Here is a 20,715-nt window from a genome sequence, read left to right on the forward strand (position 1 = left end):
GGCGCGCAAACGCTGTCCAAGGTCGATGCCGATATATTTCAAACCGGGGTTCGAGTGCAGCGCCAACAGACCCGCGTGACCGCCCGCCACTCCGACCTCGGCAAAACAATTGCTTTCCTGTGCCAGCCGGTGAAGAGCACGCCGTTTCGGCTCCATCGATGGCGCCAGATCGGATGTGTGAAAGTCCTCCTGCATGTGTGCGTAGCACACGTTTCCATTGATCGCGACCGGCTCGCCTGCTTGTTTCAGCCCGTCCGCAATCGCCTGATTCAAACTTCACAGATCATCCAGAAACGCCGGCGAATTTCTGACGTCTTCATAACTTGGCTTGGTCAAGGAATCGGTCTTTCATGGACAATTCGATACGCTTTCGCATCAAATGTCAGGGGCAGACCAATTGCAAGCGTCAGCAACCACCCATCACGACCGGCGCGCTTCGACGCGCACAGGTTCCAGCTTGACCGCAACCGGGGTTCCTCCGCGAGGGCCTTTGGGCTTTTCGGCCATGCTCATGATCGCATAGGCGAATTGGACGCCCGCAAAAACGATCCCGTTCATGAACCAGATCATGATCAGAGCGATAAAGCCTATGTCGGACCCGGTGATGAGGTGGCGCAGGTTGGCCACGTTCAACATCAGCAGCACGGCGACAAACACAGCCGAGACTACAAAGCCCAGTGCAACCTGGGTGATGTAAAGACGGATCAGTTTCGGCATGACGCACCTCCTTCACACGACAGGAGTCTAGCGCAATTTCATGCCGGGTAAAATCGCCCGTGGCGCGTCAGAACGCCTCGGGCTTGGCCTCGCGGGCCATGTGGTCCAGAACCGCGTTGACGAATTTCGGTTCCTTGCCTTCGGGGAAGAAGGCGCGCGCCACGTCGACGAATTCGGTGATGACCACCTTGGGCGGCGTGTCGCTCTGGCTCAGCTCGGCGCCGGCCGCGCGGAACAGCGCCCGCAAGGTCGGGTCGATGCGCGAGATCGGCCACTTGGCCACCAGCGCCCGGTCGGTCATCTGGTCGATCGGCGCCTGATAGTTCACCGCGTCATCCACCAGCTTGCGGAAGACCGAGCTGTCGCCTTCCAGCATCTCGTCGCCCTCGTAGACCGCGCCGAACCGGTGATCCAGAAACTCGTTGACCACCTGCTCGGTCGTCTGGCCCGACTGCTCCATCTGGAACAGCGCCTGCACGGCATACAGCCGCGCGGCGGATTTCATCAGGCGTTTCCGGCTTGCCGGTTTCGGCGTGTCTGTCTGGGTCATGCTGTCGTTGATCCGTTGCTGTCGCCCGCCACGAGGATGGACTCGGACGGCGGCTTGAATCCGACGCCCTTTTTCGAAGCGCCCCACTTACGTCTGAGTGCGATCAGATGCAAGGCCGCAGCCGCCGCGCCGCCGCCTTTGTTCATTTTTTCCGGATTTGCACGCACTTCGGCCTGCGCGTCATTTTCAACCGTCAGGATGCCGTTGCCGATGCACAGGCCCTGCAGGCCCAGCAGTTGGATTGCGCGGCTGGAATCGTTGCAGACGGTTTCGTAATGCGTGGTCTCGCCCCGGATCACGCAGCCCAGTGCGACGTAGCCGTCAAAGTTGCACTGGCGGTCGGCCATGGCAATCGCCGTCGGGATCTCGAGCGCACCGGGCACCTCGACCACCTCGCAGCTGCCGCCGGCGGCCTCGATTTCGGCCTTGGCGCCGCGAACCAGGTCGTCGGCGATGGCGCGATAGAACGGGGCCACGACGATCAGCAGCTTGACCGGGTCCTCGAATTTCGGGGTCGGCAGAACGCCGTGTTTGTCTTGCTCAGCCATGCTCAGTCATCCTTGAAAATCGAGCGGGTCCCGACGATGGACAGACCAAAGGCGTCCAGACCTAGGTATTTCGTCTGCGGCGAGTCGGTCAGCAGCACCAGTTCCTTTATGCCCATCTTGGACAGGATCTGCGCGCCCAGACCGGTTTGCTTGATGGTGCGCGGGCCTTCGTCCTCGGCCGCGTACAGCGAGTTGCGCGGGTTGCGGAACAGGCAGACCACGCCCCGCCCCTCGGCGGCTATCTTTTCCATCGCGCGCGGCAGTTCCTGCGGCGATTTCGGGCCAAGACCCAGAATGTCCGAGGCCTCGTGCAGCGCATGGGTGCGGGTCAGGACGGGCTCGGGCGTGCTGATGTCGCCCTTGATCATCACCAAATGCTCAATCCCGTGGGTCTGATCGGTGAAGATCCGCATCTCCCACTCACCGCCATATTCAGACGTGACCATCCGGCGCGCGGTCTCGACCACCAGATTGTCGTGGCGCGCGCGGTACGAGATCAGGTCGCTGATGGTGCCGATCTTCAGACCGTGCTCCTTAGCGAATTCGACCAGATCGGGCAGCCTGGCCATGGTGCCGTCGGGCTTCATGATCTCGCAGATCACGCCCGAGGGGTTCAACCCGGCGAGGCGCGAAATGTCCACGGCGGCCTCGGTGTGGCCGGCGCGTACAAGCACCCCGCCCCGCTTGGCGCGCAGCGGAAAGACATGGCCGGGCGTGGCCAGATGCGCCATGGTGTTCTGCTCGTTGATCGCGGTGGCGATGGTCAGCGCCCGATCGGCGGCGGAAATGCCGGTGCTAACGCCTTCGCGTGCTTCGATCGAGACGGTAAAGGCGGTTTCGTGCCGCGACGAGTTGTTCACGGCCATCATCGGCAGGCCCAGCCGGTCGATCCGCTCGGCCGTCATCGGCAGGCAGATCAGGCCGCGGCCATGGGTGGCCATGAAATTGATCGCCTCGGCATCGGCGAATTCCGCCGGGATCACCAGGTCGCCTTCGTTTTCGCGGTCCTCGTGGTCGACCAGGATGTACATCCGGCCCTGGCGCGCCTCTTCGATGATCTCTTCGATCGCGCTGATCGCTTCGCGCAGCTGGGCCTCGACCGGTCCGGGTGTTTCAAAGCTCATGGGGCAGCCTTTCACAGAGCAGGTGTTGCATCGCGGGATAGACCAGCGCGCGCACAAAGGCCAGTCCGCAAACGAAGTGGGCCATACCTAACGCGACGCAATTTCCTCGCTGGCGATCACGAAACCTCGGCCAGACGGGCCACGTACCGGGCGAGCGTGTCGATTTCCAGATTGACCCGATCTCCGACCTTCGCCGCGCCCCAGGTCGTCACCTCTTTGGTATGAGGAATGAAGTTGATCCCGAAATCGCAACCGTCGACGTCGTTGACCGTAAGCGAAGTGCCGTTCAGAGCAACCGAGCCCTTGGGCGCGATGAAGCGCGCCAAATCCTTGGGCGCGCGCAGGGTTACGCGGGTGCTGTCTCCTTCTTCGGCCATCGCGACGATCTCGGCGACGCCATCGACGTGCCCGGAAACGATATGGCCACCCAATTCGTCACCCACCTTCAAGGCCCGTTCAAGGTTGACCCTTGAGCCCACATTCCAGCCGTCCAGATTGGTTTTGGAAACGGTCTCGGCGCTGATCTGAACATCGTACCAGTCATCACCCAGCGCGATGACGGTCAGGCAAACCCCGTCGCTGGCGATCGACGCACCAATATCTATGCCGGATGTATCATAGCCTGTCCGGATGCGCGCCCGCAGATCGCCCTGCTGCTCCAACTCGATGATTGTGCCGATATCGGTGACGATCCCAGTGAACATTCCGTTAACCCTTTGCGCCTAAGCTGTGCCATGCAATCCACGCCGAGGTAAGGCCAAGTGGCGGGCGGAGCAAGCCCTGCCTTGCCCGGCTGGCTGCAAAAAGGCATAGTTTGTTCAACAAAACACGGGCAACCAGAATTCGAGCATCTGGCATGAGGCAACCGAAGGACACCTCCGACAGTCGCGTATTCCTGTTTCTGCAGGGGCCGCATGGGCCGTTCTTCAGCGGCCTTGGTCGCATGTTGCGCGCGGCTGGCGCGCGGGTGTGGCGTGTGGGGTTCAATGCCGGGGACCAGGCGTTTTGGTTCGATCGCGCCAGCTATATCCCCTATCGGGGCCGGCTCGACGACTGGCCGGAAAGCCTGACGAACATCATCCTGTCGCGCGGTGTTACCGACATCGTGCTTTATGGCGATGTTCGCCCGGTGCACGCCGACGCGATCCGTACGGCGCGAATCCACGGCATCCGTGTTCACGTGTTCGAGGAAGGGTACCTTCGACCTTGGTGGGTCACCTATGAGCGCAATGGGTCCAACGGACATTCTCGCCTGATGGATCTGGAAATCGCCCAGATGCAGCAAGCGTTGCAAAGCTCGGGCGCCAAAACGCCCCCACCCCCGTCACATTGGGGGGATATGCGGCAACACATTTTCTACGGCGCACTGTACCACTGGTTCGTTCTGTGTGCGAACCGTGGGTACCGGAATTTCCACCCGCACCGAGAAGTGCCTGTCTCAAAGGAATTCAAACTGTATTTCAAACGTTTGGCGCTCATGCCAATCCATCGACTGCAGCGCGTTCTCGCCACTTGGCACGTAAGGCGCGGCGGGTTCCCGTATCATCTGGTGCTGCTGCAACTGGGGCACGACAGCTCAGTCCAGGCGCATTCAGACTTTTCATGCATGGCCGATTTCATCACCCCGGTGATGGAGGGGTTCGCCAAGGGCGCTCCGCCTCACCACCGCCTGGTCATCAAGGAACACCCGCTGGAAAACCAGCGCGAGCCGCTAAGAAGACGCGTCCAAGCACTTGCGCACGAATTGGGCATCTCGGATCGCGTGCATTACGTGCCCGGGGGAAAGCTGGCGCGCCTTCTGGATCACGCGAGCTCGGCCCTGACCATCAACTCCACCGCCGGACAGCAGGCTCTGTGGCGCGGCATCCCTCTGCGTGTCTTCGGCAAGTCGGTCTACGACAAGCCTGAACTGGTCTCGCATCAACCGATTGACGAATTTTTTAGGCACCCGCAAAAACCGGACACGGAAGCCTATAGGGCATACCGCCAATTTCTGTTGGAAACCAGCCAGGTGCCGGGCGGCTATTACTCACGCGGCGGACGGCGCCAGTTGCTGCGGCGGGTTGCTGACATGATGTTGCAGGCTCGCGACCCTTATCAGGCCGCGCTGACCGGAATCGCGACCATCACGCCACAGTTGAAAATCGTTGAATGACACGGTGCTTGGCTGGCTGGAACTTGAAGTGTGAAACCGCTAGTTTGACCGCAATCCAAAAGACTACATACGAAACTCGAGGTATTTCGGCAGTGCAGCGTTTCCCTACTCGATGGATACGAGGGTTGTCCCTCGTAGCAGCCATTGGCCTTCTGACAGCGTGCCAACTGCCCAAGGCCGGGCCGAACAAAACCGAAATTCTTGCGGGCTCGACAGTCAATGGCGGCAACGCCCACGTGGTCGAAGTTGATGACCGGGTGGCCCACGTCACCTCTGCGGTTCCACAGTTTGGCTTTCCGCCCGCCTTCCGGTCAGCACAAAGCGTAACATCCGACACCATTCGTCCCGGCGACGTGCTTGGCCTGACCATCTGGGAAAACGTCGACGACGGTCTGCTGGCTGGTGAAACCGGCCCATCGACCAATCTCGATGAGGTTCAGGTCGACAGCGAAGGCTTTATTTTCGTGCCCTATGCCGGCCGCTTGCGCGCCTCGGGCAACACGCCCGAGCAGCTACGCTCGCTGATTGCGGAAAAGCTGCGCGAGCAGACACCTGACCCGCAGGTTCAGATCCGCCGCGTGGCGGGTGACGGTGCGACGGTCTCGGTAACCGGTACGATCGGTGCCTCTGGCATCTACCCGATCGAGCGCCCGACCCGCACGCTTTCCACCATGCTGGCAAGGGCCGGTGGCGTGGCGGTCGCCCCGGATATTGCGCTGGTCACGGTGATCCGCGGCAATCAGCGTGGTACCGTTTGGTATGACGATTTGTTCCGCAATCCTGAAACCGACATCGCACTGCGCGGTGGTGATCGCATCCTGGTCGAACAGGACACCCGGTCGTATGTCGCGCTGGGGGCCACGGGTGGGCAATCCCGGGTCGCTTTCGACAGTCAGGATCTGTCCGCGCTGGAAGCGCTGGCGCAGGTCGGCGGCTTGCAGTCGCTGTCCTCAGATCCCACCGGTATTTTCGTTCTGAGGGACGAGCGCGAAGATATCGCACGCAAAGTGCTGGGCCAGCCGAACCTTCAGGGCGAACAACGCGTGATCTACCTGCTGAACCTCACGGCGCCCAACGGTCTGTTTGTGGCACGTGATTTCGTGATCCGCGACGACGACACGATTTACGTGACCGAAGCCCCGTATGCACAGTGGACCAAGTCGATTTCGCTGATTGCCGGCGGTCTGACACCCGTTGCAAACGTCGCCACGCTGACCGGAAACTGAGGCATGAAACCCGGCGCCGACACTGCGGACGCCGAGGATCGAACGCGCCTGTATGTCTACAACGGCGGGTTTCTGACCCAACGTAGGATCCGCCGCATCCTGTCGCTGACGGGATTCGACATTCGCGTTGGGCTTCCGCGTTCGGGCGACATGGTGGGCATCTGGGGCGAAAGCCCGACTGCGCACCGCGGAACCCGAGTTGCGAAAGACCGGAATATCCCGCTGTTGCGGGTCGAGGATGCATTCCTGCGATCCCTGCTGCCGGGGCGCGATCACGAGCCGCCGCTGGGCCTGCTTCTGGAACGACGTGCGATGCATTTCGATCCGTCACAGCCGTCGGACCTCGAAACTCTGCTGGCCACGCACCCGCTGGATGACACCGCCCTGCTGGATCGGGCGCGCGGCGCGATCGCACGGCTGAAGGAATCGCATCTGAGCAAGTATTCGGCATGCGACCCGGATATCGCACCCCCGGATCCGGGCTATGTACTGGTTGTCGATCAGATACAGGGCGATGCGGCGGTTACGGCAAGCCGGGGCGACCCTGCGCGGTTTCTGGAAATGCTGATCATGGCCCAAGAGGAAAACCCCGGGGCGCGTGTGATCATCAAGACCCACCCGGAAACACTGCAGGGTCACCGGCGCGGTTTCTTCTCGGAGGATGACGAAACTGACCGTGTTTCCCTGTTGGCGGATCAGATCAGCCCCTGGTCATTGCTGGAAGGCGCGATTGGGGTCTATACCCTGTCCTCGCAACTGGGGTTTGAGGCCATTCTGGCCGGTCACAAACCTAGGGTTTTTGGGCAACCCTTCTACGCCGGGTGGGGTCTGACGCAGGACGAGATGCCTCTGCCGCGCCGGCAGCGCAATCTGACTCGCGCCCAACTATTCGCTGCCGCCATGATACTGTACCCGACGTGGTACGATCCCTATCGCGACCAGCTGTGTGAGCTTGAAACGGTGCTGGATACGCTTGAAGCCCAGAGCCGCGCCTGGCGACAGGACAGGCACGGCTGGACAGCGTCTGGAATGCGCCTGTGGAAACGCAGGCATATTCAGCAAACCTTCGGGAAGTGGAAAAAAGTCCGTTTCGTGCCGGAACGGCCCTCGGCGACCGATCGGTCCCATATGGTCTGGGCCAATCGTGATCTGGAAGCCGAAGATGTGGTCCGCGTCGAAGACGGTTTTCTGCGCTCGCGCGGGTTGGGGGCCAACCTTGTGCCCCCGCTTTCACTTGTGACCGACGACCTTGGAATTTACTACGACCCCACCCGACCCAGCCGTCTGGAAGAACTGATCACCGCTCGCGAAGAGTTGCGACCCGATCAGGAGATACGGATACGCCGCCTGGTGACGCAACTCACCGCGGCGGGGCTAAGCAAATACAATACGGGCGGCGGTTGCCCGCCCTTGCCGGACGGGCACCGGATTCTTGTACCTGGCCAGGTAGAGGACGACGCCTCGATCCGGTTGGGCACCAGCACGGTCCGCACAAATCTCGAGTTGCTGAGCACCGTTCGCGCGGCCAATCCCGCCGCAGTTCTGATCTACAAGCCGCATCCGGATGTTGAGGCCGGGCTTCGGGACGGTCGAATAGACGCCGAGGGTCTGGCGGATGTCGTCCTCCACGATGTGGATCCGGCACTGGTTCTGCCGGAGGTTCATGAGGTCTGGACAATGACCTCACTGCTTGGGTTCGAAGCTTTGCTGCGCGGGATAAAGGTCACTACGCTTGGGGCTCCGTTCTACGCCGGCTGGGGTCTGACGACCGACCTTGGATCGGTCCCGGCGCGACGAGGCGCGCGACCGACAGTGCTGGGCCTGGCCTACGCCACGCTCATCGACTATCCACGGTATTTCGATCCAGTCACGCGCGACGCATGCCCGGCGGAGGTTGTCGCAGACCGTTTGACGAATGGCCCGATTGCACCAGCTGGGCCGGCAATTCGGCTGCTGGCTAAGCTTCAGGGGGCTTTAGCAACACATGCGAACCTGTGGCGCTAGGGCTCGCCGCTAGCGGACCGGCCTGCGCCAGACATGCAGGACATCGCCACCCAAGTCCCGGGTTTCGACCAGCGAAAAGCGGGGCGCGTCCCCCAATTCCTCAAGCCCCATGGCGCCAATGGCGGGCAAGCCCTCGGCTCCGATGGCCAAGCCCGCGCTGAAACCGACCAGCTCGTCGACCAGATCATTTGCCAGCAGGGACGCAGCCAGAGCCGAGCCCCCCTCGCAGAATACCCGGGTCAGACCGGCCTGCCCCAATTGGTGCAGCATGTCTGCGGCGTCGATCCGGTGATCCTGCAAAGCGCAGGATATCAGCCGCGCGCCCAGTCCCTGCCACGCCGCGGCACGCTCGGGATCGGGCGACGGGCCATGGCACAGCCAAACGGGAATATCAGAGGCGGTTCGGGCCAATTGGCTGAGCAAAGGCAATTCAAGGTGACGTGAAACCACGACACGCACGGGCTGCCGGTCGATACCCAGATCACGAACCGTCAGCGAAGGATCGTCGGCCCGCGCGGTGCCCGCGCCGACCATCACCGCATCGTGCTGCGCCCGCATGGCATGCACCGCCCGGCGGGCCTCGGGGCCGGTGATCCACTTGCTCTGCCCGGTCTCGGTTGCGATTCGTCCATCAAAGCTGCTGGCAAGTTTCAGCGTCACGAACGGTCGGCCTTGCTCGGTCTTCATGAAAAAGCCCGCGTGGTCCATTGCCGCCAGATCGCTCAGAACCCCGGTCGTGACCTCAATCCCGGCATCGCGCAACATGGCAAAACCCTGCCCCGCGACGCGCGGATCGCTGTCCTCGATCGCCGAAACCACACGGGCCACTCCGGCGTCGATCAACGCCTGAGCACAAGGTGGCGTCTTGCCGTGATGCGAACATGGCTCCAGCGAAACATAAGCCGTCGCGCCACGCGCTTGTTCGCTGGCCTCGGCCAGAGCCTCGGTTTCCGCATGAGGGCGACCGCCGGGCTGCGTCCACCCGCGCCCGACGATCCGGCCGTTTTTCACCAGAACACATCCGACCGCGGGGTTGGGCCAGCAAGATCCTTGTCCGCGCCGCCCCAAGGACAGGGCCAGCGCCATGTATCGCTTGTCTGTTTCGGTCACTCGTCAGTCGATGGCTGCGGCGGGCGCAGTTCGTGGACGAACTCCTCGAAATCATCGGCCGCCTGGAAATTCTTGTATACGCTCGCAAAGCGAACATAGGCGACGGTGTCGATCCGCGCCAGAGCTTCCATGACGATCTCGCCGATCTTGTTGGAGGGAATGTCGGTCTCACCCATGCTTTCCAGGCGCCGCACGATGCCGGATATCATCTGGTCGATGCGGTCCGGATCAATCGGGCGCTTCTGCATCGAAATACGGATTGACCGTTCCAGTTTGTCCCGGTCGAAATCCTCGCGTTTGCCATTTGTCTTGATGACCACAAGGTCGCGCAACTGGACCCGCTCATAGGTGGTGAAACGGCCCCCGCATGCGGGGCAGAACCGACGCCTGCGGATGGCCACGTGATCTTCTGCCGGACGCGAGTCCTTGACCTGAGTATCGATATTTCCGCAAAACGGGCAGCGCATCCGCCGTCTCCTCGTCCCTTGTTCCGCCTCTTTTTGTCAGCGCTGTGGCCGACTTATCCACAACTATAGGGCAGCCGCTAGAGTTTGGGTAGTCGGAAATTTCAACCGCTATATGCAGGGTCACCCAAAATGCGCCGCAACTCGGCGAACGTGGGGCGCGGTCCGGTGTTCGAACAGGTAGATACCCTGCCATGTTCCCAAGGCAGGGCGCCCACTTAAGACCGGGACCGAAAGAGAGACCGGCATCATCGCCGCCTTGATATGGGCCGGCATGTCATCGGGCCCCTCATACGTATGTTTCAGATAAGACATCGATGGATGATCTGAGGGCGGAACCAGCCGCGAGAAAAATGCCTGCAGGTCCGTCTGAACTTCGGGATCCGCGTTTTCCTGTATCAACAGTGAACAGGATGTGTGGCGGACGAACAGCGTCAGCAATCCGTCGGCCACACTTGCGGACAGCCAGTCACGGATGTCGGAGGTGAACTCGTACAGCCCCTGCCCTCGGGTTTCGATGGTGAATTCGGCCTGCATCAACCGGGTGGCCCTGTTCGCGTCAGTTGAAGAAGGGGCGCACGTTGCATCGGGCGTTCGCACCTTGGACCGACATGCTGTAGCCCGGTTGAAATCCCGAAACCACTACGCTGGGTTGCTGTGGCACGCCGCCTGTCGGCGGTTTTATGGAAAACTGCACAGCGGTCCGACGCCCGGTTGTCACACTGGGCCCATAGCCGCGCAAAACGTAAATCCGCTGCTGCCAGCCGGCCCCCAGTTTGCGCCGAGCAAAATCCGCCGCTGCGCACCAATACCCATCAACGTCCTGCCGGGCACGAGGGATGACCTCAAAATCGGTGCTGTTCATCGGCTCGGTCCGGTACCCGTTCGGGGCGGCATCAGTCTCGACCGGAGCGGCTGCAACCATTGCCGCAACCGCAGCGCATGTCAGAATATGTTTCATTGCAAATATCTTCCCTGATTTCGACACGCATCATAGCCTAGTTTTCCACCAAGCCCAGAACAGCGCCGTTCACGATGATTTCAGGAACGGTGCGCATGCGAATGGTGCCTTGCGTCTTTGGAATCGGGACATGCGTTCAATGTGTGCCGGGGAGCCACAGATCGGTTGGTGTGACCAAATCCTTCGGCTCTGCCCGATCCCCACGGGACTGACCCGGCACGCGGCTGATCTATGACGGCCGTACCACGGAGTCTTTCTTTGCCCGGCCACGTCTTTGTGATCTGAAGCCATTTCCGGCGTAAATACTTGCGCCGTGTCTGAACCTGTGTGGGAACTGTCACCTCACAAAAACTATGCAAATGACAAAATTCGCTACATAATCCGGCCAATTCAGTGGGTTCCGGAGCGTGGCATGCAAGTCGATATCGCCAGAATTCAGTTGCTGGCGTCCGCGTTGCAGGCGCAGGCAGGGAATACTGATACGGTCGTTCGTGTCCTCGCCAAAAGCGGGCTGAGTGCGCAAGACCTCGCGCCGCCTGCAAAGCTGTACAGCGCCCACAGCGAGGCATTGTTCGCCCGCCACGCTTGCGATGAACTCAACGACATCCTGTTCGGCGCGCGAACGGGTTTGCAGTTCAGTGCAACCTCCAGCCTGACGGCATATATCAGCAAGTATTCCCGGGATCTGCGGCAGGTTCTGGAGAACGCCAACCACTTCCACCGGCTGATTGATCCTGCCATCGCCGTGAGGCTGCACGAGTCCGGCAATTCGGCAACCATCGAGGCCAGGTGGAAGGACCCAAGCTTTTCGCGGTACCACCGGCGAACCGAGTTCCTCATGTTTGCCTGCATTGCCCGCCTGCGTGCTCTCACGGGGATCCCGATCCAACCGATCGAACTGCGGTTTCAGCACAAGGTCGGCGCGCTAGAGGAAGACTATTCGAAACTCGGCAAGTTCCCGGTGGTGTTTGGCGCGGAAAAGCTGGAGATCATTTTGCCGCAATCAACGCTCGACGTGCCCGTCCCGACCTACGACCCCAGCTTGCGACAGCACCTGATGGAATATGGTGACCGTCTGCTGCATGAAAACAGTGACGAAAAACAGACTCTACGGTCGCGGGTCGAAGGGCGGATCACCCAATCGCTTCCCGGGGCCATCGCCCGCGCCGAACAGGTTGCCAAGGATCTGGGCATGAGCCCGCGGACATTCGGTCGACGCCTGACCGAGGAAGGCACCAGCTTTCGCGAAATTGTCGACGACCTGCGCTGCGACCTCGCCAGAACGTTTCTGAAGAACGACATGGGCCTTTCTGAGATCTCGTACAGCCTTGGCTACGCCGACCAGGCGGCGTTTTCGACTGCCTTCAAACGCTGGACCGGGCAATCTCCCAGCGCATTCAAGGATCAGTCCCGGCGCAGAAAGCTTGCCTGACAAGCGGCCGGGGGTCATCAGCGTTGCCGCCTCGCCCCGACCTGTCCCATGAGTGGACACAAGCGATATGGTCCGCGAAGGCCCTGACCACTTGCGAATTCCCGCCAAATTGAATTCAAGTTTGGCCTTCGTGAACCAAACCGCCGTGCAAATGAAAAAAGGCGCCTCGGTCGAGGCGCCTTTTTGATCACTGATCCAGGAAGGACCGCAGCTTTCGGCTTCGGCTGGGATGTTTCAGCTTGCGCAGCGCCTTGGCTTCGATCTGCCGGATACGTTCGCGCGTCACGCTGAACTGCTGACCAACCTCTTCCAGCGTGTGGTCGGTGTTCATGCCGATGCCGAAACGCATCCGCAGAACCCGCTCCTCGCGCGGGGTGAGCGAGGCCAGTACACGCGTGGTGGTTTCCTTGAGGTTTTCCTGAATGGCGCTGTCCAGCGGCAGCACGGCATTCTTGTCCTCGATGAAATCGCCCAGCTGGCTGTCTTCCTCGTCCCCGATCGGGGTTTCCAGAGAAATCGGCTCCTTGGCGATCTTCATCACCTTGCGGACCTTTTCCAGCGGCATCTGCAGCTTTTCGGCCAGTTCCTCGGGGGTCGGCTCGCGGCCGATCTCGTGCAGCATCTGGCGGCCGGTCCGCACCAGCTTGTTGATCGTCTCGATCATGTGCACCGGAATACGGATCGTGCGCGCCTGATCCGCGATCGAGCGCGTGATCGCCTGACGGATCCACCAGGTCGCATAGGTCGAGAACTTGTAGCCACGACGGTATTCGAACTTGTCCACCGCCTTCATCAGGCCGATGTTTCCTTCCTGAATAAGATCAAGGAATTGCAGGCCACGGTTCGTGTATTTCTTGGCGATCGAAATCACCAGGCGCAGGTTGGCCTCGACCATTTCCTTCTTGGCCTGACGCGCCTCTTTCTCGCCCTTCTGGACCTGCTGCACGATGCGGCGGAATTCGCTGATGTCCAGACCGACATACTGGCCGATCTGCGCCATGTCGTTGCGAAGTTCCTCGACCTTGTCCGACGAGCGTTCGATGAACATTTGCCAGCCGCGACCCGGCTTTTGGGCCATGTCGGACAGCCAGTTGGGATCAAGTTCACGACCGCGATACTCGTCAATGAACTCACGGCGGTTGATGCGGGCCTGGTCGGCCAGCTTCACCATGGCACTGTCCAGCGACATCACCCTTTTGTTGATGCCGTACAACTGATCGATCAGGGCTTCGATCCGGTTGTTGTGCAGATGCAGGCCATTCACCAGTTCAACGATCTCGGCGCGCAGCTTTTGATAGGTCTGCTCATCCTTGTCGCTGAACGACCCATCCTCGTTCAGAGTTGCCGAGATCCGGCTGTCCTGCATTTCCGACAGCTTTGCGAAATCCGTCGAGATCCGCTCAAGCTGAGTCAGAACCTGATCTTTCAGCGCCGCTTCCATCGCAGCCAACGACATGTTCGCCTGATCGTCTTCGTCATCGTCATCGTCGTTGGCAATCGGGTTGCCGTCGGCATCCAGTTCGGGACCTGTGTCCTTGGCGGGCTTGGCGGCCGCGACAGCCGAAGTATCCACCACCGGCTCCTCTACGTCGCCATCCTCGTCCATCTGATTGCCGAATGTCGCTTCCAGATCGATGACATCGCGCAGCAGGATATCCTCGGACAACAATTCGTCATGCCAGATCGAGATCGCCTGGAAGGTCAGCGGGCTTTCGCAGAGCCCGAGGATCATGGTGTTGCGACCGGCTTCGATCCGTTTCGCGATGGCGATTTCGCCCTCGCGGCTCAGCAGTTCGACCGACCCCATCTCGCGCAGATACATGCGCACCGGGTCATCGGTCCGGTCCAGCTTTTCGGTTTGTGCACCGGCCAGCGCAACCTCACGGTTGCTGTCGGTGGTGACCAGATCGGTCGAGCCCTTCTGCTCTTCCTCTTCGGCCTCTTCGTCTTCGATGATGTTGATGCCCATCTCGGACAGCATCGACATGACGTCCTCGATCTGTTCCGAACTGACCTGATCCGGCGGCAGGACCTGGTTGAGCTGATCGTAAGTGATGTAGCCTTTCTCGCGAGCCTCGGCGATCATCTTCTTGACCTGGGCCTGGCTCATGTCCAGCGAGATTTCCTGTTCCTGGTCGTCGGACTTCCGTTCCTCGTTGGTATCCTTGGCGGCCATTCAGTGCTCCTGCAGGGATGGGTGATTCGATGGAACCGAATCATTAGCGCGTAGAAGTGATTCGGCCACCCGTTTACCCGTTTTTCTTTTCCAGTGCTTTATGAAAACACCACTTCAGCGGCGTTTCCGCTCGAACTTGATGCCGGACATGATCGCCTGAAACGCGTCTTTCTCGTCACGATTGATTCGCGCCCCGTTGTCAGCAATGTCGAAAACGGCCCTGTCCTCGTTCTGGCTGCGGCTTGCGCGGTTGCGTTCTTCGGCGGCCTGGGCCAACCGGAACGTTAACGCTTCATCCGCCAGATCGGACAACTCCTCTTCGGCTTCGGCAATCTCGGCATCCAGCCCCCGGAGCGCTTTGATTTTTGCGAGTTCCTCGGCCAGAGTCATCTGTGCCTTTTCGACGTCGCCCGGTTTGTGCACACAGGGGATTACAGCGACATGGCGAAGGGCTAGCAGGTTTTCAAGAGGGGCCGGCCCCAAAGACTGAACAATATGCTCTTTCAGGTTGTCGGGATCGTCGATCGCGTGCCGCAGGATTGCATCGCGCAGGGCCGCGTGATCGGTGTTCAGGCATTCCATCTCTTCCAGTTGGTGCTCGAATTGAATGACGACCTCGGGGTTCAGGATTGCAATCGCAAGGATTGCCGCTTCACGCAGCTGGATATCCGCATTCTCCGAGGACGCAAGGAACGAGGCCCGCGCATCCGGAGTTGCCGACGGTTTTGGCGGTTGCCATTTGCCTTTCGGCTGCCAGTTTCGAGCCCCTGCCCCTTGCCGCTGCGGGCGGAAAAGTTGCCAGCGGAGATCCTTGATTTCCTGTCCGTAGTGCGACCGGATCGAAGGATCGCGGATCAACTGGATCTTTTCGCGCAGCGCCTTGTCCAGGGCCGCCTTGCGCTCGGGGCTGTCGAACACTTTGCCCTCGGTCTCGCGCCGCCACAAAAGCCGCACCATCGGAATGGCCGCGTCCAGCACCGCCTGAACCGCCTCCGGGCCTTCGGCGCGCAGCAGATCGTCGGGATCCTTGCTCTCGGGCATCAGGGCGAACCGCAGAGACTTGCCGGCCACCAGCAGGGGCAGCGCCAGGTCGATGGCCCGCATCGCCGCGCGCAGGCCGGCAGTGTCGCCATCCAGCGCGATGATCGGCTCATCGGCGATGCGCCACAGCATGTGCAACTGGTGTTCGGTGATCGCGGTGCCCAGCGGCGCGACGGCGGCGCCGAAGCCTGCCTCGGACAGGGCGATCACATCCATATAGCCCTCGGCCACGATCAGCGGTTGCCCCTTGCCCGCCGCCTGACGGGCCGGTCCGTGGTTGTACAGGCTTCGCCCCTTGTCGAACAGCGCGGTCTCGGGCGAGTTCAGATATTTGGCGTTGTCGTTGGGGTCCATCGCCCGCCCGCCGAACGCGATGCACCGGCCGCGCGGATCGCGGATCGGGAACATGATGCGGTTGCGGAAGGTGTCATAGGGCTTTTTGCCCTTGTTCGACGGCTTGGCCAGACCGGCGCCCAGGATCAGGTCCTCGGTCACGTTCTTGCCGCGCAGATGGTCCCACAACGCCTGCCAGCCGTCGGGTGCAAACCCGATTTCCCAGCGTTCCAACGCCTGAGCGTCCAGACCGCGGCGGTCCAGATAGGCGCGCGCCTCGGCCCCTGCCCCGGTCTTGAGTTGCAGGCGGAAGAACTGCACCGCCTGCTCCATGACATCGGCCAATTGCGCCCGATGGTCCTGCTTTTCCTGCGCCTTGGGATCGCGCGCGGGCATCGGCAATCCGGCCTCGCGCGCCAGAATTTCGACAGCTTCCATGAACGAGACGTTCTCGGTTTCCTTCACGAAGCTGATCGCGTCGCCCTTGGCATGGCACCCGAAGCAGTAATAGAACCCCTTTTGGTCATCCACATGGAACGAGGCCGTCTTTTCGTGATGGAACGGGCATGGCGCCCACATGTCGCCCTTGCCCGGATTGGACTTGCGGTTGTCCCACATGACCTTGCGCCCGACGACCTGAGACAGGCTCAGACGGGTGCGCAGCTCATCCAGAAATCCAGGGGGCAATGACATGCTTCATACATGGCAGAAACCAGGCCGCCCGCCAAGGGCACGGCAGGCCTTTGTCCACAGCCAATTCGCGGCCCTGTGGATTACTGCTGCAGGCACAGCTCCATCCAGGCGGCACCGAGGTCTTTTTTGCGGATATCGCGCATCTTCTGCTCATAGACCCACGGGGTGATCAACGGGATTGCGGCGTTGTAGTTCTCGGGCCAGGTCGGGCCGGCCTCGGCCACCGCTTCAGGAACGTCCCGTTCTTTCACGCGATCAAGACGGGCTTTTTGAACCGCCGCCACAACGTCTGCTTGATAGCGGCAGCTTTGTTCCTTGGTATCAGCGGCAGCCAGCGGTGTGGCAAGCAGAGTGGCGGCAAGTGCGATGCGCAGCATAAGGTCCCCTTGGAATCAGTTCTTTGCAACAGTCTAACCGCGTGCTGCCACACCTTCCATTGCCCTCTGCAGATCATGAACCAACGATGTGGCCATCGACCGGAACACCATGATCTGAAAGGCTTTCTCGCTAACCCGAGTGATCGACGCGGTCATGTGGAACAGGAGCGTGCGCGCCGTATGTCCGCGCTTGAAGTTCTGCGGGCGCAGATCAACGGGAACCAGACGGGCCAGAACATCCTCGGCCCCGTCGCCCTCAAGCCGCACCACGGCCCAGGCATCAGACTGGTCGACGACCGCGGCATAGGCGGACAGCGAAGGATCTGGTGCGGGGCCGATCAGCATGACCTGACCCGGGCCGAACCAGATGGCCCGCGCGCCCGACTTCCCGGTGGCGCGGTTTGGGGCCGGCAGCGCCATGCCATGCGCCGCCTTCATCGCCTCGGACAGTGCTTTGGTCTGCCCTTGAAAGGCCGAAACCGCATGTATCGCGCCCGGGTCGACCTCGGTGACCGAGACCGTTCCGATGATCAGCGGCAGCAGCCCGTCACACGGGGTCTGAGCAATCAGCTTATCCACGCAAACGCTCTCCCTCTGAATCAAAGAACACCGGGTCCGTCACCTCACACAGCGTGGTCACGCCGCGCAGGTGATCGACCATCTTGACGATCTCGCCATGACGGTCGGGGCCATCGGCCAGAAACGCCAGCCCCAGCATGCTGCCCAGCGTTGGCGAATAGCAGACCGAGGTCACATAGCCCTGATCGTTGGTGCGTACCGGCGCGTCCTCTTCGTTGTACAGATGCGCACCTGCCAGCAACTGGCGGCTTTCCCCGATGGGTTTGAGCCCGACCAACCGCTCGCGCCCCGGCGCCTCAAGCCCTGGGCGTTCGGACATAGTTTTGCCGATGCAGTCCTTTTTCTGCGACACCATCCGCCCCATCCCGATGTCATAGGCCGTGGTCCGCCCGTGGATTTCGGCATGGGTGATGAACCCCTTCTCGATCCGGAGGACGTTCAGCGCCTCCATCCCATACAGGCCGCCGCCCAGCGCCTCGGCTCGTTGGGTCAGAATGTCGAACAAACTGGCCCCATACCGCGCAGGCACGGCGATTTCATAGGCGTGTTCACCCGAGAACGAGATCCGGAACAGACGCCCCGGCACTCCCAGAACCGAAACCGGCCCGCAGGCCATGAACGGCCACGCAGCATCATCCAGCGGGGTGTCGAGCACGCCGTTCAGCACCTCGCGCGATTTGGGGCCGGCCACGGCGAATTGCGCCCATTGTTCCGTCACTGAAACCAGTGTCACGTCCCAATCGGGCCGCAGACCTTGGCGCACGAATTCCAGATGTTTCATCACGTCGCCCGCGGCGGCGGTCGTGGTGGTCATCAGGAAATGACTGTCACCCAAACGCGCGGTGGTGCCGTCATCCATGACGAACCCGTCCTCGCGCAGCATCAGCCCATAGCGCACGCGCCCGACCTTCAGCGTCGAAAACGTGTTGGTATAGACGAAATCCAGAAACTGCGCGGCGTCGTGCCCCTGAATGTCGATCTTGCCCAGCGTCGAGACATCGCACACGCCGACCGCCGTGCGCACCATCTGCACTTCACGGTCGCAGGATTGGCGCCATGTGGTCTCGCCCGGCTGCGGGAAATAGCTGGGCCGGTACCACAGCCCGGCCTCGACCATCGGCGCTCCGCGCGCCACCGACGCCTTGTGCGAGGTGGTGAAGCGCTGTGGCTTGAACCCCGCCCCCTCGGCCCCCGCGCCCAGCGCGGCAATGGCGATCGGGGCGTAAGGCGGGCGGAAGGTGGTGGTTCCGGTCTCGGGGATCGCGCGCCCGGTGGCATCCGCCAGCACGGCCAGCGCCGCGACATTCGAGTTCTTGCCCTGATCGGTGGCCATGCCCTGCGTGGTATAACGCTTCATGTGCTCGACCGAGCGGAAATTCTCGGTCGCGGCCTGCTTGACGTCCTTGACGGTCACGTCGTTCTGGAAATCCAGCCACGCGCGCCCCTTGCCCGGCACCGCCCACAGTTGCGCGATTTCATAGGGCTGATCCTCGGCCGGCGGCGGCTCGGGCTTGGGCGACTTGAGGCCCAGATCACCCAGCGCCTCGGTCGCAGCCGAAATACCCTCGCGCAGACAGGCGGCGGTGGAGAACGCGCCGTTGCAGGCCCCGGCCGTGCGCATCCCGGGCACGGCGCCTGGCGTGGGCACGAAGGCGGCAATGTCACGCCGCCAAGTCGGTCGACCGTTCATGTGGCAGGTCAGGTTGATCGAGGGGTTCCATCCGCCAGTCATCGCCAGGCAATCGGTCTGAATGCGCTCTTCTCCGCTGGCGCGGCGCACAGTGATCGACTCCAGCCCTTTGCGCCCCGAACTGCCACAGACCTGCGCCCCGCACAGCACCGGATAGTCGGTCGACACCGGCCCGTCATGGCGGCTGTCGATCACGGCGGCAACGTGGACCCCAGCCGCCAACAGGTCGCGGGCCGTCCGGTGAATGTCATCGGTGTTGCCGAAGACTGTAACACTCTGGCCGGCGGCGACGCCCCAGCGGTTCAGATAGGCCCGCACGGCCCCGGCGGTCATGATACCGGGCCGGTCATTGTTGCGAAACGCCACCGGGCGTTCCAGCGCCCCGGCCGCCAGAACCGAGCGGCGGGCGGCGATCCTCCAATAGGTTTCCAGCGGCGCATCGGCGGGACGGTCGCCCGTATGGTGCAAGACCCGTTCGAGCGCGGCAAAGGTGCCTTGATCGTAGGCACCCGCCACGGTCGTGCGGGTCATCAGCCGCACGTTCTCCATCGCCCGCAGTTCGGCCAGAACCTCGTCTACCCAGACGTGACCCGGCTTGCCATCCACCTCGAGCCTCTCGGCCAGCAGACGCCCGCCCATCTGGTTGCTTTCGTCGGCCAGAATGACATCCGCCCCGGCCCGGCCCGCCGTCAGGGCGGCCATCAAACCCGCCGGGCCAGCCCCGATCACCAGCAGGTCGCAGAAGGCATAGGCGCTTTCATATGTGTCGGTGTTGGCCTGCCCGGACAGCGCGCCCAACCCTGCGGCGCGGCGGATCATCGGTTCGTACAGCTTCTCCCAGAAGCTGCGGGGCCACATGAAGGTCTTGTAGTAGAAACCCGCCCCCAGGAAGGGCGCGGCCAGATCGTTCACCGCCATCACGTCGAAATTCAGGCTGGGCCAGCGGTTCTGGCTGCGCGCCTCGAGGCCCGGATAGATCTCTTGCATCGTGGCCCGGACATTGGGGTCCTGCGCGGGGCCTCGGCCGATGGTGACCAGCGCGTTCGGCTCTTCGCTGCCGGCGGTCAGGACGCCGCGCGGGCGATGATACTTGAACGACCGCCCCATCAAGCGCTCGCCATTGGCCAACAGCGCCGAGGCCAGCGTGTCGCCCTGAAAGCCCGAATACCGGATGCCGTCAAAGGAAAATTCGACCGGTGTGCCGCGGTCGATCAGCCCCCTGTCCGCGACCCTCATCGCTTGCCCCCGGACGCAGGTTCGGTCGCCGAAATTTCGTGGGTCAGCGTGTTTCGGGTCACGACGATCCATGCGCCGCAGCCGCCCTCGTGATACCACAGATCCCGCGTCTCGCCCGCCGGGTTGTCGCGCAGATAGACGAAATCGCCCCAAGCCTCCGGCCCGGCATCCGGGGCGGGCCGGTCCAGATCGACGGCGGCCCCGCGATAGTAGAACTCGCGGCGGTCACGCTCGCCGCAATACGGACAGGTGATCCTCATGGCCGCGCCTCCTGGATTTCACAAATATTCGAACGAAAC

General features: G+C 61.9%; 19 protein-coding genes. 4 read left to right on the forward strand and 15 right to left on the reverse strand.

Translation table 11 applies throughout. The annotated features are described in order from the left end of the window. Positions 1 to 420 precede the first annotated feature (420 nt). The 5 genes from ACR0FC_RS06625 to ACR0FC_RS06645 all read right to left on the reverse strand — a co-directional run bounded on the left by ACR0FC_RS06625 (position 421) and on the right by ACR0FC_RS06645 (position 3,643). Positions 421 to 717, reverse strand: coding sequence for a hypothetical protein (locus ACR0FC_RS06625; RefSeq protein WP_170339134.1), 297 nt, complete (start codon positions 715 to 717; stop codon positions 421 to 423). 67 nt (positions 718 to 784) lie between these two features. Then, a complete protein-coding gene (gene nusB, locus ACR0FC_RS06630; RefSeq protein WP_093961764.1) occupies positions 785 to 1,267 on the reverse strand; it encodes a transcription antitermination factor NusB in 483 nt (160 codons plus the stop codon). Continuing rightward, a complete protein-coding gene (locus ACR0FC_RS06635) occupies positions 1,264 to 1,815 on the reverse strand; it encodes a 6,7-dimethyl-8-ribityllumazine synthase (protein WP_093961763.1) in 552 nt (183 codons plus the stop codon). The genes nusB and ACR0FC_RS06635 overlap by 4 nt, the downstream gene beginning before the upstream one ends. Before the next feature lie 2 nt (positions 1,816 to 1,817). After that, entirely contained in the window at positions 1,818 to 2,939 is a 1,122-nt protein-coding gene (gene ribB, locus ACR0FC_RS06640) for a 3,4-dihydroxy-2-butanone-4-phosphate synthase (RefSeq protein WP_170339136.1), read from the reverse strand. 116 nt (positions 2,940 to 3,055) lie between these two features. Continuing rightward, entirely contained in the window at positions 3,056 to 3,643 is a 588-nt protein-coding gene (locus ACR0FC_RS06645) for a riboflavin synthase (RefSeq protein ID WP_170339138.1), read from the reverse strand. 152 nt (positions 3,644 to 3,795) lie between these two features. Here ACR0FC_RS06645 and ACR0FC_RS06650 point away from each other — a divergent pair, with 152 nt between their 5' ends. The 3 genes from ACR0FC_RS06650 (at position 3,796) to ACR0FC_RS06660 (ending at position 8,324) form a co-directional block, all read left to right on the forward strand. Continuing rightward, entirely contained in the window at positions 3,796 to 5,094 is a 1,299-nt protein-coding gene (locus ACR0FC_RS06650) for a capsule biosynthesis protein (RefSeq protein ID WP_170339140.1), read from the forward strand. A 92-nt stretch (positions 5,095 to 5,186) separates the two neighbouring features. Then, positions 5,187 to 6,320: a polysaccharide biosynthesis/export family protein gene (locus tag ACR0FC_RS06655; protein ID WP_367646340.1), complete on the forward strand. Its 1,134-nt coding sequence runs from the start codon at positions 5,187 to 5,189 to the stop codon at positions 6,318 to 6,320. 3 nt (positions 6,321 to 6,323) lie between these two features. Further along, positions 6,324 to 8,324 (forward strand): capsular polysaccharide biosynthesis protein, encoded by a 2,001-nt coding sequence (locus ACR0FC_RS06660; protein WP_170339144.1) that lies wholly within the window; start codon positions 6,324 to 6,326, stop codon positions 8,322 to 8,324. Positions 8,325 to 8,333: 9 nt separating this feature from the next. Here ACR0FC_RS06660 and ribD read toward each other — a convergent pair whose 3' ends face one another. The 4 genes from ribD to ACR0FC_RS06680 form a co-directional block, all read right to left on the reverse strand. Continuing rightward, positions 8,334 to 9,434 carry a bifunctional diaminohydroxyphosphoribosylaminopyrimidine deaminase/5-amino-6-(5-phosphoribosylamino)uracil reductase RibD gene (gene ribD, locus ACR0FC_RS06665; RefSeq protein ID WP_170339145.1) on the reverse strand — a complete coding sequence of 367 codons (1,101 nt, stop codon included), beginning with the start codon at positions 9,432 to 9,434 and terminating at the stop codon, positions 8,334 to 8,336. Continuing rightward, positions 9,431 to 9,901, reverse strand: coding sequence for a transcriptional regulator NrdR (gene nrdR, locus ACR0FC_RS06670; protein WP_039534475.1), 471 nt, complete (start codon positions 9,899 to 9,901; stop codon positions 9,431 to 9,433). The genes ribD and nrdR overlap by 4 nt, the downstream gene beginning before the upstream one ends. A 120-nt stretch (positions 9,902 to 10,021) precedes the next feature. Next, entirely contained in the window at positions 10,022 to 10,435 is a 414-nt protein-coding gene (locus ACR0FC_RS06675) for a secondary thiamine-phosphate synthase enzyme YjbQ (protein ID WP_170339147.1), read from the reverse strand. Between the two features lie 22 nt (positions 10,436 to 10,457). Continuing rightward, entirely contained in the window at positions 10,458 to 10,859 is a 402-nt protein-coding gene (locus tag ACR0FC_RS06680; RefSeq protein ID WP_093961755.1) for a hypothetical protein, read from the reverse strand. A 412-nt stretch (positions 10,860 to 11,271) separates the two neighbouring features. Here ACR0FC_RS06680 and ACR0FC_RS06685 point away from each other — a divergent pair, with 412 nt between their 5' ends. Continuing rightward, entirely contained in the window at positions 11,272 to 12,291 is a 1,020-nt protein-coding gene (locus ACR0FC_RS06685; protein WP_170339149.1) for a helix-turn-helix domain-containing protein, read from the forward strand. Between the two features lie 187 nt (positions 12,292 to 12,478). Here ACR0FC_RS06685 and rpoD read toward each other — a convergent pair whose 3' ends face one another. From rpoD to ACR0FC_RS06715, 6 genes are all read right to left on the reverse strand, one after another. Then, a complete protein-coding gene (gene rpoD / locus ACR0FC_RS06690; protein WP_170339150.1) occupies positions 12,479 to 14,467 on the reverse strand; it encodes an RNA polymerase sigma factor RpoD in 1,989 nt (662 codons plus the stop codon). Positions 14,468 to 14,581: 114 nt separating this feature from the next. Next, a complete protein-coding gene (gene dnaG, locus ACR0FC_RS06695) occupies positions 14,582 to 16,534 on the reverse strand; it encodes a DNA primase (RefSeq protein ID WP_170339152.1) in 1,953 nt (650 codons plus the stop codon). 80 nt (positions 16,535 to 16,614) lie between these two features. Continuing rightward, entirely contained in the window at positions 16,615 to 16,911 is a 297-nt protein-coding gene (locus ACR0FC_RS06700) for a hypothetical protein (RefSeq protein ID WP_170339154.1), read from the reverse strand. A 33-nt stretch (positions 16,912 to 16,944) separates the two neighbouring features. Then, positions 16,945 to 17,490 carry a sarcosine oxidase subunit gamma gene (locus ACR0FC_RS06705; RefSeq protein ID WP_170339156.1) on the reverse strand — a complete coding sequence of 182 codons (546 nt, stop codon included), beginning with the start codon at positions 17,488 to 17,490 and terminating at the stop codon, positions 16,945 to 16,947. Beyond that, positions 17,483 to 20,416, reverse strand: a complete 2,934-nt coding sequence (locus tag ACR0FC_RS06710) for a sarcosine oxidase subunit alpha family protein (protein WP_170339157.1) — start codon at positions 20,414 to 20,416, stop codon at positions 17,483 to 17,485. Before ACR0FC_RS06710 ends, ACR0FC_RS06705 begins: the two co-directional genes overlap by 8 nt. Further along, entirely contained in the window at positions 20,413 to 20,676 is a 264-nt protein-coding gene (locus ACR0FC_RS06715; protein ID WP_170339159.1) for a sarcosine oxidase subunit delta, read from the reverse strand. The genes ACR0FC_RS06710 and ACR0FC_RS06715 overlap by 4 nt, the downstream gene beginning before the upstream one ends. Positions 20,677 to 20,715: the final 39 nt, after the last annotated feature.

The sequence above is a fragment of the Ruegeria sp. BB9 genome, from assembly GCF_056539345.1.

Bases quoted from the DNA above. Each gene is read 5' to 3' on its own strand.
- ACR0FC_RS06710 (WP_170339157.1), bottom strand. From the start codon at position 20,416: ATGAGGGTCGCGGACAGGGGGCTGATCGACCGCGGCACACCGGTCGAA.
- dnaG (WP_170339152.1), bottom strand. From the start codon at position 16,534: ATGTCATTGCCCCCTGGATTTCTGGATGAGCTGCGCACCCGTCTGAGC.
- ACR0FC_RS06680 (WP_093961755.1), bottom strand. From the start codon at position 10,859: ATGAAACATATTCTGACATGCGCTGCGGTTGCGGCAATGGTTGCAGCC.
- ACR0FC_RS06650 (WP_170339140.1), top strand. From the start codon at position 3,796: ATGAGGCAACCGAAGGACACCTCCGACAGTCGCGTATTCCTGTTTCTG.
- ACR0FC_RS06645 (WP_170339138.1), bottom strand. From the start codon at position 3,643: ATGTTCACTGGGATCGTCACCGATATCGGCACAATCATCGAGTTGGAG.
- ACR0FC_RS06675 (WP_170339147.1), bottom strand. From the start codon at position 10,435: ATGCAGGCCGAATTCACCATCGAAACCCGAGGGCAGGGGCTGTACGAG.
- ACR0FC_RS06635 (WP_093961763.1), bottom strand. From the start codon at position 1,815: ATGGCTGAGCAAGACAAACACGGCGTTCTGCCGACCCCGAAATTCGAG.
- ACR0FC_RS06660 (WP_170339144.1), top strand. From the start codon at position 6,324: ATGAAACCCGGCGCCGACACTGCGGACGCCGAGGATCGAACGCGCCTG.
- nusB (WP_093961764.1), bottom strand. From the start codon at position 1,267: ATGACCCAGACAGACACGCCGAAACCGGCAAGCCGGAAACGCCTGATG.
- ACR0FC_RS06715 (WP_170339159.1), bottom strand. From the start codon at position 20,676: ATGAGGATCACCTGTCCGTATTGCGGCGAGCGTGACCGCCGCGAGTTC.
- ACR0FC_RS06700 (WP_170339154.1), bottom strand. From the start codon at position 16,911: ATGCTGCGCATCGCACTTGCCGCCACTCTGCTTGCCACACCGCTGGCT.
- nrdR (WP_039534475.1), bottom strand. From the start codon at position 9,901: ATGCGCTGCCCGTTTTGCGGAAATATCGATACTCAGGTCAAGGACTCG.
- ribB (WP_170339136.1), bottom strand. From the start codon at position 2,939: ATGAGCTTTGAAACACCCGGACCGGTCGAGGCCCAGCTGCGCGAAGCG.
- rpoD (WP_170339150.1), bottom strand. From the start codon at position 14,467: ATGGCCGCCAAGGATACCAACGAGGAACGGAAGTCCGACGACCAGGAA.
- ACR0FC_RS06625 (WP_170339134.1), bottom strand. From the start codon at position 717: ATGCCGAAACTGATCCGTCTTTACATCACCCAGGTTGCACTGGGCTTT.
- ACR0FC_RS06685 (WP_170339149.1), top strand. From the start codon at position 11,272: ATGCAAGTCGATATCGCCAGAATTCAGTTGCTGGCGTCCGCGTTGCAG.